The organism is Chelatococcus sp. KU-N122, assembly GCF_055391085.1.
The window spans coordinates 2033426-2049676 of record NZ_AP043981.1 but is presented as its reverse complement, the minus strand read 5'-3'; the positions used below and the strand labels follow the sequence as shown (position 1 = coordinate 2049676).

The following is a 16251-nucleotide window of genomic DNA, read 5'->3' as shown; positions in this document are numbered from 1 at the left end:
CGGATGCTGAGCGACGACAACGGCACCGGCGGGAGCGAGGGCCCAGGCCCGACATCCGCCGAGCGCGGCGTGAAGACGGCCTGCCCCTATTGCGGGGTGGGCTGCGGCGTCATCGCGACCCCGCAGCCGGACGGCGAGGTCGGCATCCGTGGCGACGCGGCGCATCCGGCGAACTTCGGGCGGCTGTGCTCGAAGGGCTCGGCGCTCGGCGAGACGCTCGCCCTCGACGACCGCCTGCTGGTGCCTGAGATCGACGGCAGGCCCGCCTCATGGGATGCAGCGCTGGCGCAGGTGGCGGACACCTTCGCGGCCACCATCGCCGCGCACGGGCCCGACGCGGTCGCCTTCTACGTCTCCGGCCAGTTGCTGACCGAGGATTATTACGTCGCCAACAAGCTGATGAAGGGGTTCATCGGCTCGGCCAACATCGACACCAATTCGCGCCTGTGCATGGCCTCGTCGGTCGCCGGCCACGTGCGCGCCTTCGGCTCCGACACGGTGCCCGGCGCCTACGAGGACCTGGAGGACGCCGACCTCGTCGTGCTGGTCGGCTCCAACCTGGCGTGGTGCCACCCGGTGCTGTTCCAGCGCCTGGCCGCCGCGAAGGCCCGGCGCGGCACGCGCATCGTCACCATCGACCCGCGCGCCACCGCAAGCTCGGAAGCCTCCGACCTGCACCTGCCCGTGGCGCCCGATTCCGACGTCGCTTTGTTCGCCGGCCTGCTCGACCACCTGGAGCGGGAGGGCTACGCCGACCGCGGCTATATCGACGCCCACACGCGGGACGTGGAGCCGGCGCTCGCGGCTGCGCGCGCCTGCGGCGTGGCCGGGGCGGCCGCGGCCACCGGCCTCGATGAACGCAGGCTTGCCGCCTTCTACCGGCTGTGGGCCGGGACAGAGCGCGTGGTCACCGTCTACTCCCAGGGCGTCAACCAGTCGGTCTCCGGCACCGACAAGGTCAACGCCATCATCAACTGCCACCTCTTCACCGGCCGCATCGGCCGGCCGGGCGCCGGGCCGTTCTCGGTGACCGGCCAGCCCAACGCCATGGGCGGCCGCGAGGTCGGCGGCCTCGCCAACATGCTGGCCGCGCACATGAGCCTCACCGATCCCGGCCATCGCGACCTGGTGCAGCGCTTCTGGCGGAGCCCGGTCATCGCCGACCGGCCCGGACTGAAGGCGGTCGACATGTTCCGCGCCGTCGCCGACGGGCGCATCAAGGCCCTGTGGATCATGTCGACCAACCCGGCCGACTCGCTGCCCAAGGCGGACGCGGCGGCGGAGGCGCTGGCGAACTGCCCGTTCGTGGTGGTGTCGGACATCGTGCGCACCGACACGACCCGCTACGCCCACGTGCTGCTGCCGGCCGCCGGCTGGGGCGAGAAGAGCGGCACCGTCACCAATTCCGAACGGCGCATCTCGCGCCAGCGCGCCTTTCTTGCGCCGCCGGGCGAGGCGCGGCCGGACTGGCGCATCGTCTGCGACGTCGCCACCCGCATGGGCTTCGGCGAGGCCTTCGCCTTCGCCGGCGAGGCGGACGTGTTCCGCGAGCACGCCGCGCTCTCCGCCCACGGCAACGACGGCGGCCGCGACTTCGACATCGGCGGGCTCGCCGACATCGATGACAGCGCCTACGCCGATCTGGCGCCGGTGCAATGGCCGCTGCCGCGCGCGACGCCGCTGCCCGAAGGCCCCGTGCGGCTGTTCGCCGACGGCGGCTTCTTCACCGCCGACCGTCGCGCCCGCTTCGTCGCAACCCCGCCCGCGCCGGCACGCCCGGCGGATCCGCGCTTTCCCCTGATCCTCAACACGGGCCGCATCCGCGACCAGTGGCACACCATGACGCGGACGGGCAAAACGGCGCGGCTGATGGGCCACCTGGCCGAGCCGTTCTGCGAGATCCACCCCGCCGACGCGGCGGCGCACGGCATCGCCACGGCCGCCCTGGTGCGCCTGTGCAGCCCGCACGGCACCATGATCGCCCGCGCCCTCGTCACCGGGCGCCAGCGCCGCGGCAGCGTCTTCGCCGCCATGCACTGGACCGACCAGTTCGCGGCCCGGGCCCGTGTCGATGCCCTGGTCGACGACGCCGTCGATCCGGTCTCCGGGCAGCCCGGGCTGAAGGCCTCGGCGGTGCGGATCGAGCCGTTCGCGGCCGCCTGGCACGGTTTCGCCATCCTGCGCGAGCGGCCGAGCCGCCTCGGCTTCGCCTATTGGGCGCTGGCCAGGGCGGTGGGCGGCTGGCGCCTCGAGCTCGCCGGCACGAACGACGATGCCGACTTCGCCGCCATGGCGCGCGATTTGTTTGCCGGCAGCGAATCAGATGACGGCGAGGGCGTCGCAGACACGCTGGAGCTCATGTCCTACCAGGATCGGCGCCAGGGCCATCACCGCTTCGCCGCATTCCGGGACGGGCATCTCGTCGGCGCCGTCTGGTTCGCGCCCGAGCCCGTCGCGGTCTCCCGCGCCTGGGCCGCCGAGCGGCTGGCCGAGCCGGCGCCGCAGGGCGCCCAGCGCTTGCGGCTGCTCTCCGGCCGGGCGGCGGCCGACCAGCCCGACCCCGGCGCCCTGGTCTGCTCCTGCTATTCCGTCGGCGTCAACCAGATCGTCGCCGCCATCGCCGCGGGCGCCGCGAGTGTCGAGGCGGTGGGCGCCGCGGTGCGCGCCGGAACCAACTGCGGCTCCTGCCGCGGCGAGATCGGCCGCATCCTGGCCGCCCAGCAACTGCCGGCCGCGGCGGAGTAGCGCGCGGGCGCCCCGGAATCAGGCAGCCAGCCGCGCAGCGTTCGCCTTGCGCTCGGTCAGCCCCCAAATATGGCCGAACGGATCGATCACGACAGCGGACCGGCTGCCCCTGTCATCAGGGCCGATCGCGTAGCGCAGCGTCGCTCCGGCGCGCACAGCGTCGGCGACGACCGCATCCAGCTCGGCCACGGTCAGCCGCAGCACGGCACTGACGGCGCCCGGCGCCTTCGGGAAGAATGGGCCGCCGAGGGCAGGATCGGCTTCCCGCCGTGGGTTGGCCCCGGCGACCGAGATCGGCATTGCGCCGAACAGCAGATCGACAGCCATCACCTCGCCGTTGTGGCTGTGGCACGCCGCCTGCCGGGCGCCGAAGGCCGCCGCGTAAAAGTCGGCAGCTTCCCGCTGACGGCCGTGCTCGACAAAGATGGACATGCTAACGCTGATCTGATCGCTCATGGGTGCCGTCGTCCCGATCGTGCCGCGGTGAATCACAGGCCATCGTAGCAGAAAGGACAGGAGCCCGGACCGTGCGACGGCCCGGTCGCTGCGAGCGCCAAAGTCGCGGCGGAGTAGGTCCCGGGGGCCGGATACCGCGAGGTCGACAGCACCTACACATGAAGGAGAGCGGTTGACAATCGACGTGTATGCTGGTGTCCGACCCGTCGCTTTTCACACGGTAAGGACCTGCATCATGTCAAACAGGCCAGATGAACGTCTCGATCGCCGCGACTTCATGATCGCATCGATGGCAGCGGTCGGCGCATCAGCTGCCCTCGCGGCCAATGCCGGTTCTGCGCACGCCCAGGGCTCGGCGGCGCCCTCTGCCAAGCCGGCGCCGGGTGCCCCATCGGCAACGGTCTATACCGGCGATACGATCCAGGGGAAAAAGGTCGTCAGCGCGCTCGACGTCAACGACCTGGCGCCCGGGCAGAAGCACCTTCTGTATTTCCAGGGCGTGCAGATGCCCACCGGACAGCACTGGTATGTGTCCGTGACTGTCGCCAGGGGGGCAAAGCCGGGCAAGCGCGTCGTCCTGGTCAGCGGCGTGCATGGCGACGAGATGAGCTCCGTGCATACGGTCCAGACCGTGATGAACCAGCTCGATCCGGCGCAGATGTCGGGCACGGTGATGGCGGTCACGGACGTGTCCCGCCCGGCCCTCGAAAGCATGCAACGCAGATGGCCCAACCAGGGCAGAGGCCTCGACCTGATCGACATGAACCGGGAATGGCCCGGGAACGAGAACGGCGCCAGCGCGCCCAGCCGGCACGCCGGGCTCCTGTTCAACCGGCTGCTGCGGCCGAACGCCGACGCCGCGATCGACTTCCATACCGGGACCACCGGATTCGATGTCACCGCATTCAATATCGCCGGCATGGACGTGCCCGAGATCAAGGCGATGGTGGAGCTCTATCCCGTCGGCCAGATCTTCGACAATCATGTGTATCCCGGTGTCCTGCACAATGCGTTCGTCGACGTCGGCATCCCGTCCTTCACACCCGAGATCGGCGCGGCGCGCGTCCTGAACCCCGAGATGATCTCGCTGTTCGTGGAAGGCACGATGAACGTGCTCAAGCATCACGGCATTCTGGCCGGGCCCATGGGGCGCACGGGCAAGGACGTGAATGTCTTTATCGGCAACAGTGCGATTGGGATCGTTGCAACCCAGGGCGGGCTCGTCGAGCATCTGGTCAAGCTCAACGACAAGGTCCAAGCCGGACAGAAGGTGGCCATCCAGCGCAACAGCTTCGGCGAAGTCGTTGCCGAATACACGAGCAGCGTGGCCGGAGAGATCACCGGCCAGCGGAGCGATGCGATGTCGGAGCCCGGCAACCCCCTGGTCTTCATCCTGTTCCAGAAGGCGCCACCGGACGGCGGCGAGACGTATCCCGAGTAGTCCGGCACTTCAGCTCTTGTTCTGAAAGCGCATCGCAAGCTGGACCGCCCCCGACCCTTAATCCCTCCCCGCCACGGCTTCGCCCATGCAAGTCGGGCCTGCCCGACTTGCATGGGAGGGACTAAGGATCTCGGGCGAGCCCGAGATCCTTGGGGAGGGAGGCGCACATGCTTGCAGCCTCGGGAGAGTCGGCGAAGCCGGCAAACGAACGGCTTCCCCCTCCCCGGCAGCCCTATCGAATGCACACATCGCGGCGGCAAGGTCCGTGCCCCGGTTTCGACGGCTTGCGCGGACGGAGCAACCGCGCCCCCTCGCCCCACTTGTGGGGAGAGGGCGGGGTGAGGGGGCTTGCCGCGCGCCGTGACCGGCCTTGAGCCTTCTCCGGCGGCCCCCCTCACCCGCCTTGCGCTGGCGCGCAAGGCGACCTCTCCCCACAAGTGGGGCGAGGTATGGAGCCCGACCGCCGCAGCTACAGATGTGTGAATCCGATAGCCCCGGCAGCCCCAGGCCTTAGACCTCGCCAAAAGGGCTTGACTTATCCACCGCGATGTTCTCTTTTTGTCCCACAGAACGAACAGCGAACATCGAGGTCTCCTGATGTTGATGTGCTCCCGAGCGTCCTTTGGCGGTGCGTCGCGTATGGTGGAAGCGGGTGCTGCAGCCCGCGAGATGCCCTTGGCCGCCGAGATGCCGTTGGCCGCGATGGCGGACGGCGGCCCCGGCCTGGCCTTGAGGGCCTGGCGCGGCCGCTCAGGCAAGCGCTACGTGGTGTCGGTCTACGACCTCGACGAAGCCGACAGCGACTATTCCGGCGCCCTGCTGCTGGCGGTGTCGCGGGACACCGACGGACGTCGGCGGCTGATGGAGGCGCGGGAGAGCACCGATGTCGCCTTCACCGGCTACAACGGCCGCTGGCTCGCCGCCATGCGCGATCGGGGCGCCAACGAACTGCACGTGCACCTGCTGGCCGCCAACCACGAAGCCCGCCGCCGGACGATGGTGGACCTGGGCAGCTGAGCCGGCGGCCCGGCGCGAGCACCCCGTGCCGCGTCGCGCCGCATCGTCGTGGCTCAGGCCTGTTCGCGCTCCGGCAGCGCAGGCGCACCAGCGCCGCGCGCTTCCGCCAGGAGCCGGTCGCTCGCCGGCTCGATGGCGTCGACCAGAGCCTGCAACAGGTCCGCCCGCGGTAGCGCCGGCGGCAGCGGCGGCAGCATTTCGATCACGGCGACGCCCGGTCGCATGGCGAGGCGCCGCCGGGGCCAGAAAGCCCCGGTGTTGAGGGCGACCGGCAGGCAGGGCACGCCGAGCCCGCGGTACATCTGCACGACGCCGGGCTTGTAGTCGGGCGGCGCCCCGGGCGGCCGCCGGGTTCCCTCCGGAAAGATAATGATCTGTCGGCCATGGCCGACCGCCGCCTTGGCCTCGCCCATCATGGTGCGCAGCGCCGCGGCGCCCGCCGCGCGATCGACGCTGATGTTGCCGAACTTGGTGAGGTACCAGCCGAAGATCGGGATCCGCGTGAGCTCCCGCTTGAGGATGAAGGCCGGCCACTCGAAGGCGAGCAGCAGCGCAAACGTCTCGAGCGTCGACTGGTGCTTGGCGGCGACGAGCAGGGGCCCCTTGGGGATGTGCTCCAGGCCGCGGAACTCGACGCGGATGCCGGCGATCGTCCTGAGCAGCCACAGCGTCGTGCGAATCCAGGCCCGCACCACCCCGGCGAAGCGCTCCTGCGGCAGCAGCAGCGTCGGCAGGATGGCGAGCGCCCACACGAAGGTGTTGACGTAGAAGGCGGCGTTGAAGGCGAGCGAGCGGATGGCGTCCACGGTGATCGCTCCCTTCACCCTGCCAGCCCGGCTACGGGCCGCCGCCACGCGCGCCGCGCATGCAGACATCTCTCGGCGTCATGGCCGGGCTTGACCCGGCCATCCATCAAGAAATTGAACGTGAGCCCGACAGGGCTGCCCGCATGTGGTTGTTCTTTCAAGTGAATGGATGGCCGGGTCAAGCCCGGCCATGATGCGGTGAGGTGGCGCCCGATCTGTGGATGTGGTCCAGGCCGCCCCACGGCTCAGGCCTGCGCGAGCGCCTGCTCCAGGTCGGCGATGAGGTCGTCGGGATGCTCGAGCCCGACCGAGAGGCGCACGAGGCCTTCGCCGACGCCCATGCTGGCGCGCACCTCCGGCGTGAAGCGCTGATGCGTCGTCGTCGCCGGGTGGGTGACCAGGCTCTTGGCGTCGCCCAGGTTGTTGGAGATCCTGACCAGCTCCAGCGCGTTGAGGAAGCGGAAGGCCCCGGCCTTGCCGCCGGCCACGTCGAAGGCGATGAGGTTGGAGCCGCCGCGCATCTGCTTGCGGATGATATCGGCCTGGGGATGGTCCGCCCGGCCGGGATAGACCAGGCGGCCGATCTTGGCATGACCCGTGAGCGCATCGGCGACGGCGCCGGCGCTGCGGGTCTGCCGCTCGACCCGGAGCGACAGGGTCTCCAGCCCCTTCAGCATCACCCAGGCGTTGAAGGGTGACATGGCCGGCCCGGTCTGGCGCAGCAGGTTGTGGACGTTGGCCTCGATGAACTCCCGGCTGCCCAGGATCACGCCCCCCAGACAGCGGCCCTGGCCGTCGATGTGCTTGGTGGCGGAATAGACGACGCAGTCGGCGCCCAGCGTCAGCGGGCTCTGCCAGATCGCCGTGGCGAAGACATTGTCGACGACCAGGGTGGCGCCGGCGGCATGGGCGATCTCGGCCACGGCGGCGATGTCGATGATCGACAGCGTCGGGTTGGCCGGGCTCTCCAGGAAGAAGGTCTTGGTCTCGGGCCGCACCGCCCGCTGCCACTGCTCCAGGTCGGCGCCGTCGACCAGGGTCGAGGCGACACCGAAGCGCGGCAGCAGTTCCTCGATCACCCAGCGGCATGACCCGAACAGCGCCTGCGCGGCGACGACGTGATCGCCGGCCTTGAGCTGGCCCATGAGGGCCGCCGTGACCGCAGCCATGCCGGTGGCCGTGGCGCGCGCCGTCTCCGCCCCCTCCAGCGCCGCCATGCGCTGCTCGAACATGGCCACGGTGGGGTTGGAGAAGCGGGCGTAGAGATAGCCCGGGATCTCGCCCTTGAAGCGCGCCTCACACTCCTCGGCCGACGCGTAGACGTGGCCCTGGGTGAGGAACAGCGCCTCGGAGGTCTCGCCGAACTCGGAGCGGATCGTGCCGGCGTGAACCAGGCGGGTATCGGGGTGAAGCGGACGTGCAGATGTCACTTTAGGTGCCACGTTTGGGCCTCCCGGACAGCGATGCCGGGGCGAGCCGCGGCAACAAAAACCCGGCCGGAGGACGCAGTCCAAGGCCGGGTCAACGACGCTGTCCGCGGCCCTTTAGCAATTTGTTTAACGTGGCTGCAAGCCGGCCGGCCAAATCACCACGATCTCTTTCGCTTAGTCCCCGGCGCCGCGTCCGTCAAGACGCGCCGCTCGCCGCGGCAAGGAGGCGCGGCAAGGAGGCGCGTCGGCCCAGGGCTCGGCCGCGCCGATCGGATATCGGCTCAATAGCCGAGCGACGGAATATAGCCTCGCTCCGTCACCACCACCCAGCCGGCACCGCGCCGCTCGATGCGCTCGATGCGGCCGAGGCCGGCGACGCGCTGGCCGGGCACCACCTCGATCACGCCATCACGGCCCTGGATGACGGCCGTGCCGTCGTAGAGGTCACGCAGCACCCAGCCGCGGGCCTGGCGCGTGCGCGGATCGGGAATCTCGGCGGGTGGCCGCATGTCGGCTGCGCCGCGGCTCTGGGCCGCCGGCCGATCCGGCGCAGGCGGCTCCGCCGCCGCCTTGGCCAGCTCCAGGGGCCGTGCCTGCGGCTTGGGGGGCGTCGGCTTGGCGTTCGCCGCGGTATTGCCGATCGGTGCCGTGCTTGCCGTCACGTCCCTGGCGGGCACGCTCGGGTTGACCGACGCGACGGGCTTGGGCGCCGCAGCGGCCAGCTGCCGCTCCACCTTGCTCAGGCGCTCGGCCAGCTGCGTCATCCGCTCCGCCTCCGCGGCCGCGTCGCCCGTCTTTGCCGTGGCGCCGGCGCTCTGCCGGGCGGCGGCGAGGCCGCTGTCCAGCGCCGCGACCTTATCGCGCACCACGGCAAGCTCGTTGGCCGACGCCGCCGCCTTGGTGCTGCCGTCGAGCGCCGCGACCTGCGTCTTCAGCGCTGCCACGTCGGCGGCGAGCTGCTCGATCTGCGCGCGGGTGTCGGCATCGGCCGCCGCAACGGCGGGCTGGGGCCGCGCCGCGCCATCCGCGGCCACAGCGCCGGCGGAGCCGCCCGGCGGGGCGGCGCCGTTCCGCAAGGCGTTGAGGCCGATGCCGCCCAGCAGCGCCATGGCGGCCAAGCCCGCGGCGAACGCGAACGGCTTGGCGAAGGATCTGGTGCGTTCGGCCGCGGGCGGCGGCACGTCCGCCGCGGGCGGCTGCCAGACCACGAGTGAGTTCGGCGGGGCGCCGCTGCCGGCGGCTGCCTGACGCGACGTGTCCGCGGCCTCACGGTGCGGTTGCGGCGCCCGCGCGCCGGACGGGGGCTCTGCTCGGCCGCGGTCGCCGGCCGGCGGCACCGGCCGGTCCCCTTGCCTGGCGACGGGCTCGGGCGCCCGCGGCCCAGCCGCCGGATCCTGCTTGGCCCGGGCGTCCAGCGCGCGCAGGGCCTTCAAGGTCTCCGCCACGTCGCCGCCCCGGCCGGTCATGGTCTCGTGGCCGTTCGTCTCCGGCAAACCCTGGCCCGGGACGGCCGCGTTGCCGATGCCGCTCGGAGCCCGAAGGTCGTCGCTCATGGGTACCTCTCAGAACCGCCGATAACTCGCCTGTCCCCCGGATTTTATTCATCGCCGAGTATGGTTGATGAATGGTTATCCTATGTCGGGCCTGTGGCGGGAACGCACCAATACGTTGCTGCATGACCCCGTGCCGGCGCGAATGTGCAACCGGCCGGGCGGCGGTCCGGCCTATCTCTGCACATCCCGGGTGCACGAACAGGCGATAGACTGTTGTCGCCTTGACAAATGCAGCGGAAGCAAGGTCTGTAGCGGCAACTGTCAGCCCATGCGGCTCGAGGCCTTCAGTCTCCGCACGGCGACGCACGCCAGAGGCTGCTTCCAAGCATCCCGGGGGGAATTGATGAGACGATCCAGCGTGTTCGACGCAACCGTCCGGCAGGTCGCCAGGCGATATTCCGCAGCCGGCATCGTCGCCGCCGGCCTGGCGGCCGCCCTTCCGGTTCCCGGCGCCCTGGCCCAGGGCGCGGTGTCCGACGGCGTCGTCAAGATCGGCATCCTGAACGACCAGTCCGGCGTCTATGCCGACTTCGGCGGCAAGGGCTCGGTCGAGGCCGCCAAGATGGCGGTCGAGGATTTCGGCGGCAAGGTGCTCGGCGCACCGATCGAGGTCGTCAACGCCGACCACCAGAACAAGCCGGACGTCGCCTCCAACATCGCGCGCCAGTGGTACGACATCGACAAGGTCGACACCATCATGGAGCTGACCACGTCGTCGGTGGCGCTCGCAGTGCAGCAGCTCTCCCGCGAGAAGAAGAAGATCAACATGGTGACGGGCGCCGCCACCAGCGATCTCACCGGCAAGCAGTGCTCGCCCTATGGTTTCCACTGGGCCTACGACACCTATTCGCTCGCGGTGGGCACCGGCGGCGCGCTGGTGGAAGCCGGCGGCAAGACCTGGTTCTTCCTGACCGCCGACTACGCCTTCGGCCATTCGCTCGAGGAGCAGACGGCCAAGTTCGTCAAGTCCAAGGGCGGCCAGGTGCTCGGCTCCGTCCGGCACCCGCTCAGCACGTCGGACTTCTCCTCCTTCCTGCTGCAGGCGCAGGCATCGAAGGCCAACATCGTCGGCCTCGCCAACGCCGGCCTCGACACCGCCAATGCCATCAAGCAGGCGGCCGAGTTCGGCATCGTCGAGGGCGGCCAGCGGCTCGCCGCGCTGCTGTTCACGCTCGCCGAGGTGCACGGCCTGGGCCTCAAGTCCGCCAATGGCCTCGTGCTCACCGAAGGCTACTACTGGGATCTCGACGACAAGAGCCGTCCCTTTGCGGAGCGCTACATGAAGCGCACCGGCCGCATGCCCAACATGGTGCAGGCCGGCACCTATTCAACCGTGACGCAGTATCTGAAGGCCGTACAGGCGGCCGGCACCGACGACACCGACGCCGTCGCCAAGAAGCTGCACGAGCTGCCGGTGGACGATTTCTTCGGCCGCGGCGGCAAGGTCCTCGCCAATGGCCGCATGGTCCACGACATGTACCTGTTCGAGGTCAAGAAGCCGTCGGAGAGCAAGGGCCCCTGGGACTATTACAAGCATCTCGCCACCATTCCTGGAGACCAAGCCTTCATGACCGTCGAACAGAGCGGCTGCCAGCTGGCGAACTGAGCGATATGACCCAGACCGCACCCGTCGCCGCCAGGCCCGCCGCCGCAACCGACAACATCGTCCTTTCCGCCACGGAGCTGACCAAGGAGTTCAAAGGCTTCGTCGCCGTCAACAATGTGCACCTGTCGATCCGCGAGGGATCGATCCATGCTCTCATCGGCCCCAACGGCGCCGGCAAGACGACCTGCTTCAACCTGCTGACCAAGTTCCTCCAGCCCACGCGCGGCCGCATCGTCTACCGCGGCGAGGACATCACCCACCTCAAGCCGGCGGAGATCGCGCGGCGCGGCATCGTCCGATCGTTCCAGATCTCGGCGGTGTTCCCGAACCTGACCGTGCTCGACAACGTCCGCATCGCCTTGCAGCGGCCAGGCCACCTGGCGACGCAGTTCTGGCGGCCGGACACCACCTTGAACGTGCTCAACGCGCGCGCCGAGGAACTGGTGGAGCAGGTCGGCCTGCAGTCCTTCATCCGCCACAACGCCGGCGAGCTGCCTTACGGCCGCAAGCGGGCGCTCGAGCTGGCGACGACGCTGGCGCTCGAGCCCGACGTCATGCTGCTCGACGAGCCCATGGCCGGCATGGCGCACGAGGACATCGGCCAGATCGCGGCCCTGATCCGCCGCGCCGCCGAGGGCCGCACGGTGGTGATGGTCGAGCACAACCTGCACGTGGTGGAGGACCTGTGCGACCAGGTCACCGTGCTACAGCGCGGCGAGATCCTCGCCGAGGGCAATTACGACAGCGTCAGCCGCGACCCGCGGGTCCGCGAGGCCTACATGGGGCAGGAAGATGACTGAGCCGCTGCTGGAGGTGAAAGGCCTGCAGGCCTGGTACGGCGAAAGCCATGTGCTGCACGGGGTCGACCTGACCGTTCACAAGGGCGAGACGGTGACGCTGCTCGGCCGCAACGGCGCCGGCAAGACGACGACGCTGAAGTCGATCATCGGCGTCATCCGCAAGCGCCAGGGCCAGATCTCGCTCAAGGGCACCAACATCCTGCCGCTGCCGCTGCACCATGTGGCCAAGCGCGGCCTGGGCTACGTGCCGGAGGAGCGTGGCATCTTCGCCAGCCTCGACGTGCACGAGAACCTGATGCTGCCGCCCAAGGTGGCGGAGGGCGGCTTCACGCTCGACGAGATCTATACGCTGTTCCCCAACCTGGCGGAGCGGCGCCGCAGCCAGGGCACCAAGCTCTCCGGCGGCGAGCAGCAGATGCTGGCCATCGCCCGTATCCTGCGCACCGGCGCCGACATCCTGCTGCTCGACGAGCCGACCGAGGGCCTGGCGCCCGTCATCGTCCAGCGCATCGGCGACGTCATCCGGGCGCTGAAGGAGAAGGGCATGACCATCCTGCTGGTGGAGCAGAATTTCCGCTTCGCCCGCCGGGTGGCCGACCGCTTCTACGTGATGGAAGACGGGCACATGATCGATTCGTTCCGGGCCGACGAGCTTGCGGGGCGGATGGACAGCCTCCACGAAACTCTCGGTCTCTAGGGCGCCCGCGACCATGACAAGCGTATTCGGATATCCGCTGCCGGCGCTGCTCAGCCAGCTGTTGATCGGACTGATCAACGGCTCGTTCTACGCTCTGCTCAGCCTCGGCCTGGCCGTCATCTTCGGCATGCTCAGGGTGATCAACTTCGCCCACGGCGCGCAATACATGCTGGGCGCCTTCTTCGCCTGGTTCCTGCTGCGCTATTTCGACATCGGCTACTGGCCGTCCCTGGTCCTGGCGCCGCTCGGCGTGGCGCTGATCAGCGTCGTGCTGGAAAAGGTGTTTCTGTCGCGCGTCTACAAGCTCGACCACCTCTACGGCCTGCTGCTCACCTTCGGCCTGGCGCTGATCATCGAGGGCATGTTCCGCCACTGGTACGGCACCTCGGGCCAGCCCTACTCGATCCCCTCCACCTTCACCGGCGCCTTCAACCTGGGCTTCATGATCCTGCCGATCTACCGCGGCTGGGTCATCGTCGCCTCGCTGGTGATCTGCCTGGCAACCTGGCTGCTGATCGAGAAGACGCAGTTCGGCGCCTACCTCCGGGCCGCAACCGAAAACCCGACCCTGGTGCAATCCTTCGGCGTCAACGTGCCGCGGCTGCTGACGCTGACCTACGCGCTCGGCGCCGGGCTCGCGGCGCTGGCCGGCGTGCTCGCCGCCCCGGTGTACCAGGTGAGCCCGCTGATGGGCCAGAACATCATCATCGTCGTGTTCGCGGTGGTGGTGATCGGCGGCATGGGCTCGATCCTCGGCGCCGTCGTCACCGGCTATATCCTCGGCTTGATCGAGGGCCTCACCAAGGTGTTCTATCCGGAAGCGTCGAGCACCGTCATTTTCGTCATCATGGTGGTGGTGCTGCTGCTGCGTCCCGCCGGCCTGTTCGGGAAGGAATAAGCCATGGCTACGCAAACCGCTGTGACGGGCGTCGGCCCGGCATCCGAGACGAAAGGCACCTCCACCCGCACCATCGTGCTGGCCCTGCTCGGCCTGCTGATCCTGCTGGCGGCGCCCTTCGTCATCTATCCCGTGTTCGTGATGAAGGTGCTGTGCTTCGCGCTGTTCGCGGCCGCCTTCAACCTGCTGCTCGGCTACGTCGGGCTGCTCTCCTTCGGCCACGCCGCCTTCTTCGGCGGCGCCGCCTACATCTGCGCCTATGCGATCAAGGCGTGGCACTTCCCGCCGGAGCTCGCCATCATCGCCGGCACGCTGTTCGCGGCGGTCTTGGGGGCGGTCATCGGCTGGCTCGCCATCCGGCGCCAGGGCATCTACTTCGCCATGATCACGCTGGCGCTGTCGCAGATGTTCTTCTTCGTCTGCCTGCAGGCGCCGTTCACCGGCGGCGAGGACGGCATCCAGGGCGTGCCGCGCGGCCACCTCCTAGGCTTCATCGACCTCAGCAACTCGCTCGCCATGTACTACTTCGTGGCGGCGGTGTTCCTGTTCGGCTTCCTGGCCATCTGGCGCATCGTCAATTCGCCGTTCGGCAACATCCTGAAGGCGATCCGCGAGAACGAGCAGCGGGCCATTTCGCTCGGCTACCGGGTCGACCACTACAAGCTCGGCGCCTTCGTCATGTCGGCGGCCCTGACCGGGCTCGCCGGCGCGGTGAAGGCCATCGTCTTCCAGCTCGCCTCGCTCACCGACGTGGGCTGGCAGATGTCGGGCGAGGTCATCCTGATGACGCTGCTCGGCGGCATCGGCACGCTGGTCGGCCCGGTCGCGGGCGCCGCCCTGGTGGTGAGCCTGGAGAACTACCTCGCCACCTCGTCCTTCCCGGTCCCGGTGGTGATCGGCACGATCTTCGTCGCCTGCGTGCTGCTGTTCCGCCGCGGCATCGTCGGCGAGATCACCGCCTTCCTCGACCGCAAAAAGTGACCAGCGATGGCCGGTCTCCGGCCATCGTCCTCACCCACGCTCACGGGCGTCGGCCGGAACAATCGATTGCCGGCACCGGTTGCCTCCTCTGAAGGAGCAACCGCCATGAGACGATTGACCGTGGCGCTCGCCGGCAGCGCCTTGCTCGCGGCGAGCCTGGCAGCCGGCCCGGCCGGAGCCGAAGCCCCGCCCAAGATCCCCGACCAGAACAGCGTGCCCGAGAAGATCGGGCCGCCGCTCGGCGCCAAGCCGGACGATCCGGGGACGACGGGCAGCACCCGCAAGCTCGACGACGGCGTGATCGAGCCCCGGACCAACGCGCCCGACATGCGGGTCAAGCCGCCGGTGCCCGATCCCGGCACGACGCGGGTGATCCCGCCGCCGGGGACGCCGGGCCACGCCCCCGACCTCAGGCCGAAGTAGTCGGCCGATCTGTGCAAAAGCCTCGCGCGGAGACGTCGCCGCCGCTGCCGATTGTCCGGTGCGCAGACGTCCCGGCGTTCGGTTGGGGTGGATTGCAGCCCTCAATCGCTGAGCGGTTCCGACCAGCCGCCAGCCTTGGCCAACTCGTTCGCATCGTGGCGAGGTGGAACCCTGCCGCGGATCGGGCCTGTTGGATGTCCGCTTGTCGGCAACGGCGCCAGCACGGCGGAACGACCCAAACGAGACATTTGGAAAGTCCGCCTTCCCGGCAGCTTCTCGCCGGCGCTTATGGCTCAGCCGTGCAGTGCTCGTATCCAGTCGTCGAACCCGTCACCATCCTCGTTACTGGATGACGTTCCAACGCCCGGCCCATAATGGTGAGCCAGGTCGCGCAGATCCCGTGCCGACTGCCCGTACTGGTGCTTGAACGCGCGCGCGAAGTGATCGCCACGTAGGAAGCCGAACTCGGCCGCGACATCGGAAATCCGGCGGGTTTCCTTGGGATCGGCCAGAACGGCCCTGATGCGTTCGAGCCGCCGCGCCTGGACATAGCGCTGAACACCGCCTTCGTGCTCGAACAACCGGTAGAGCGTTCTGCGGGAGACGCCGACCGCGCTGCAGATGGCATCCGTCGACAGCTCGGCCGAGCCCAGATGGCTTTCGATGAAGCGCTTCGCCCGGCGCTGCAGCACGAGCTCGAGACTGGGCCGCGCCGCATCGATATTGGCGAGCGAGGGGGACAGACAGGCGGTGAGCAGCTCGCAGGTGGCGCGGCTGAGCGTCTGCTCCTCGCCGGCCGGCAATGTGGGAAGCCGTCGCGCCAGCAGATCAATGTACTCCGCCAGCAGCGCTGCATGCGGTCCGGTCGGCGCACCTCCATGGAGCGCACCGAGATCCGGAAGTCGCTGTTCCAGCAGAGGCCGCGGCAGGAAGAGCGTCACCAGTTCGGAATGCGGCTCGTCGCTGACCAGTTCGCTCGCCAGATCCAGCACGGAAACCTGCCCCGCAACGCCCTGGAACTCCCCGTGCGGCGTCTGCGCACGCCAGCCGCCGCTCCGGTAGAGGTTGAGCACGAAGTGATCCATCCCGTCCCGGCGAATCCGCGCCGGCGATCGGACATAACGCTGCTCGCCCAGCGTGGCGCTCGTGACGACCATGTCGCCGAGCTGGAAGGCCTGGACATCGGCGGGGAATGCGTTTCCGGCCTCCTGCCGCGGTCGCTCGACGTCGAAGACGACAGCGATACTGTCGCGCCAGACGTCGAACTGCCGGGTTGAAAACTGGCTGCTGGCAATGGTCGAAGGGCTCACCGCTCCCTCCTCGTTACCTAGCGTAACATGCCGGTTGGCACGCTGAGTCAACTATTGGCACGGAGCTGGTCTTGAAGCCAGCGGAGGC

Annotated in this window: 14 protein-coding genes and 1 riboswitch; of the genes, 9 read left to right on the top strand and 5 right to left on the bottom strand. The window is 69.2% G+C overall.

What is annotated here, in order from left to right:
* Positions 1-3: 3 nt before the first annotated feature.
* Positions 4-2745, top strand: a complete 2742-nt coding sequence (locus ACZ5PO_RS09120; RefSeq protein WP_464192497.1) for a molybdopterin-dependent oxidoreductase — start codon at positions 4-6, stop codon at positions 2743-2745.
* An 18-nt stretch (positions 2746-2763) separates the two neighbouring features.
* Here ACZ5PO_RS09120 and ACZ5PO_RS09115 read toward each other — a convergent pair whose 3' ends face one another.
* Positions 2764-3201 carry a VOC family protein gene (locus ACZ5PO_RS09115; RefSeq protein WP_464192495.1) on the bottom strand — a complete coding sequence of 146 codons (438 nt, stop codon included), beginning with the start codon at positions 3199-3201 and terminating at the stop codon, positions 2764-2766.
* A gap of 235 nt (positions 3202-3436) precedes the next feature.
* On the opposite strand from ACZ5PO_RS09115, the gene ACZ5PO_RS09110 reads away from it, so the two are divergent.
* A complete protein-coding gene (locus ACZ5PO_RS09110; RefSeq protein WP_464196764.1) occupies positions 3437-4642 on the top strand; it encodes a M14 family metallopeptidase in 1206 nt (401 codons plus the stop codon).
* A gap of 675 nt (positions 4643-5317) precedes the next feature.
* Positions 5318-5659, top strand: coding sequence for a hypothetical protein (locus tag ACZ5PO_RS09105; protein ID WP_464192493.1), 342 nt, complete (start codon positions 5318-5320; stop codon positions 5657-5659).
* A gap of 53 nt (positions 5660-5712) precedes the next feature.
* On the opposite strand, the gene ACZ5PO_RS09100 is transcribed toward ACZ5PO_RS09105, so the two are convergent.
* The 3 genes from ACZ5PO_RS09100 to ACZ5PO_RS09090 form a co-directional block, all read right to left on the bottom strand.
* Positions 5713-6465 (bottom strand): lysophospholipid acyltransferase family protein, encoded by a 753-nt coding sequence (locus ACZ5PO_RS09100; RefSeq protein ID WP_464192491.1) that lies wholly within the window; start codon positions 6463-6465, stop codon positions 5713-5715.
* Between the two features lie 245 nt (positions 6466-6710).
* Entirely contained in the window at positions 6711-7895 is a 1185-nt protein-coding gene (locus tag ACZ5PO_RS09095) for an O-succinylhomoserine sulfhydrylase (protein ID WP_464192488.1), read from the bottom strand.
* A 94-nt stretch (positions 7896-7989) separates the two neighbouring features.
* A riboswitch (SAM riboswitch) is annotated at positions 7990-8067 on the bottom strand.
* A gap of 109 nt (positions 8068-8176) precedes the next feature.
* Positions 8177-9448, bottom strand: coding sequence for a hypothetical protein (locus tag ACZ5PO_RS09090; protein WP_464192486.1), 1272 nt, complete (start codon positions 9446-9448; stop codon positions 8177-8179).
* A gap of 343 nt (positions 9449-9791) precedes the next feature.
* Between ACZ5PO_RS09090 and ACZ5PO_RS09085 the strand changes: the two genes are divergently transcribed.
* From ACZ5PO_RS09085 to ACZ5PO_RS09060, 6 genes are all read left to right on the top strand, one after another.
* Positions 9792-11054, top strand: coding sequence for an ABC transporter substrate-binding protein (locus ACZ5PO_RS09085; protein WP_464192484.1), 1263 nt, complete (start codon positions 9792-9794; stop codon positions 11052-11054).
* A 5-nt stretch (positions 11055-11059) separates the two neighbouring features.
* Positions 11060-11854, top strand: a complete 795-nt coding sequence (locus tag ACZ5PO_RS09080; RefSeq protein WP_464192481.1) for an ABC transporter ATP-binding protein — start codon at positions 11060-11062, stop codon at positions 11852-11854.
* A complete protein-coding gene (locus ACZ5PO_RS09075; protein ID WP_464192479.1) occupies positions 11847-12551 on the top strand; it encodes an ABC transporter ATP-binding protein in 705 nt (234 codons plus the stop codon). The genes ACZ5PO_RS09080 and ACZ5PO_RS09075 overlap by 8 nt, the downstream gene beginning before the upstream one ends.
* Positions 12552-12564: 13 nt before the next feature.
* Positions 12565-13449 carry a branched-chain amino acid ABC transporter permease gene (locus ACZ5PO_RS09070; protein WP_464192477.1) on the top strand — a complete coding sequence of 295 codons (885 nt, stop codon included), beginning with the start codon at positions 12565-12567 and terminating at the stop codon, positions 13447-13449.
* Between the two features lie 3 nt (positions 13450-13452).
* Positions 13453-14430, top strand: a complete 978-nt coding sequence (locus ACZ5PO_RS09065) for a branched-chain amino acid ABC transporter permease (protein ID WP_464192474.1) — start codon at positions 13453-13455, stop codon at positions 14428-14430.
* Positions 14431-14535: 105 nt separating this feature from the next.
* Positions 14536-14853, top strand: a complete 318-nt coding sequence (locus tag ACZ5PO_RS09060; RefSeq protein WP_464192472.1) for a hypothetical protein — start codon at positions 14536-14538, stop codon at positions 14851-14853.
* Between the two features lie 293 nt (positions 14854-15146).
* Here ACZ5PO_RS09060 and ACZ5PO_RS09055 read toward each other — a convergent pair whose 3' ends face one another.
* Positions 15147-16163, bottom strand: a complete 1017-nt coding sequence (locus tag ACZ5PO_RS09055; RefSeq protein ID WP_464192469.1) for a helix-turn-helix domain-containing protein — start codon at positions 16161-16163, stop codon at positions 15147-15149.
* Between the last annotated feature and the right edge of the window lie 88 nt (positions 16164-16251).

Coding starts and splice junctions, on each gene's coding strand:
- ACZ5PO_RS09110 (WP_464196764.1), top strand. CDS start 3,437: ATGTCAAACAGGCCAGATGAACGTCTCGATCGCCGCGACTTCATGATC.
- ACZ5PO_RS09070 (WP_464192477.1), top strand. CDS start 12,565: ATGACAAGCGTATTCGGATATCCGCTGCCGGCGCTGCTCAGCCAGCTG.
- ACZ5PO_RS09065 (WP_464192474.1), top strand. CDS start 13,453: ATGGCTACGCAAACCGCTGTGACGGGCGTCGGCCCGGCATCCGAGACG.
- ACZ5PO_RS09060 (WP_464192472.1), top strand. CDS start 14,536: ATGAGACGATTGACCGTGGCGCTCGCCGGCAGCGCCTTGCTCGCGGCG.
- ACZ5PO_RS09075 (WP_464192479.1), top strand. CDS start 11,847: ATGACTGAGCCGCTGCTGGAGGTGAAAGGCCTGCAGGCCTGGTACGGC.
- ACZ5PO_RS09080 (WP_464192481.1), top strand. CDS start 11,060: ATGACCCAGACCGCACCCGTCGCCGCCAGGCCCGCCGCCGCAACCGAC.
- ACZ5PO_RS09120 (WP_464192497.1), top strand. CDS start 4: ATGCTGAGCGACGACAACGGCACCGGCGGGAGCGAGGGCCCAGGCCCG.
- ACZ5PO_RS09115 (WP_464192495.1), bottom strand. CDS start 3,201: ATGAGCGATCAGATCAGCGTTAGCATGTCCATCTTTGTCGAGCACGGC.
- ACZ5PO_RS09085 (WP_464192484.1), top strand. CDS start 9,792: ATGAGACGATCCAGCGTGTTCGACGCAACCGTCCGGCAGGTCGCCAGG.
- ACZ5PO_RS09090 (WP_464192486.1), bottom strand. CDS start 9,448: ATGAGCGACGACCTTCGGGCTCCGAGCGGCATCGGCAACGCGGCCGTC.